Source organism: Saccharopolyspora montiporae, from assembly GCF_015209505.1.
Taxonomy (GTDB): domain Bacteria; phylum Actinomycetota; class Actinomycetes; order Mycobacteriales; family Pseudonocardiaceae; genus Saccharopolyspora; species Saccharopolyspora montiporae.
Genome location: NZ_JADEYC010000010.1, coordinates 1 through 1060, shown reverse-complemented (window position 1 = coordinate 1060; position 1060 = coordinate 1). Strand labels below are relative to the sequence as shown.

General features: G+C 73.0%; 1 protein-coding gene. It reads left to right on the top strand.

The genetic code is table 11. The features are described from left to right. Positions 1-284: 284 nt before the first annotated feature. Entirely contained in the window at positions 285-1031 is a 747-nt protein-coding gene (locus IQ251_RS06950) for a Fic family protein (protein ID WP_193927640.1), read from the top strand. The last annotated feature ends 29 nt before the right edge of the window (positions 1032-1060 follow it).

Genomic DNA, 1060 nt, shown 5'->3' with positions numbered 1-1060 from the left:
GGCGGGAACACCCGATCCTCCGCCAGCAGGTTGTCGAGGGTGTTGCTCTGCCCTTCGGGCTGGCTCATTGCCGAGAACCTCCCTGGGATCGTGGGCGCCTGTGCTACGCCGAAACCGTAGTGCGATGGAGCTCACGGCAACAGGGGGGCGCGAAATCGGTTCAGCCCACCGGCGGTCGACACGGCGGAGCCGGTCCGTTACCCCGCGCACTCGAATGATCACTGTGGCACAGGTCGCAACGGGTTCGCTCGGTGAGCGGAGTGCGGGCCGGTAGCGTCGCGCCCGTGAACGACACGCCATCGCTGGCACCGCTGCTGGAGCTGGAGGGGGTTGCGGACGCGGTGGCGTCCGCCCGCACGGCCATCGACGAGGTGCACGGGCATCCGGCCAACCGCCGCGGCTGGCCCGCTACCGCGGCGGAGGCGTCGGTGCGCGCCGCCCGGGCCTCGGCGGGCGTGGCCGGTGGCGCCGCGGAGATCCCGGAGTCCGGTTCGGTCGCCGAACCCCAGCTGGCCGGTTCGCTGCGGGTCGCCGAAGCCCTCGGCAACCTGCTCGGCACCTGGCAGCGGGCTCCCCGCCAAGCACTGGCCCGGCTGCACGTGCTCGCCGCCGCCGACCTGGTGGACGATCCGGACGAACTGGGCAGGCCGCGCGACGCTCCGGAGGTGGCCGAACGGCTGGACCTGCTGGCCGAGATCCTCACCGCCCCCGGCGATCCGCCGCCCGGTCCGGTGGTGGCCGCCGTGGTGCACGGCGAACTGCTCGCGCTGGCCCCGTTCGGCGCCGCCGACGGGATCGTCGCCCGCGCCGCGGCCCGGCTCGTGGTGATCGGCAGCGGCCTGGACCCCAAGGGGCTCGTGGTGCCCGAGGTCTCCTACTTCCGCAGGCAGCAGGAGTACGCCGAACGTGCGGCCGGATTCGCGGGCGGGGACGCCCGGGGAGTGGCGGGCTGGATCACCTACTGCTGCCGCGCGCTGGAATCCGGTGCGCGCGAAGCGAAGTCGATCGCCGACGCCGTGCAGGAGAGCTGAGGCGTGTCGAAGAAGATCATCATCGACTG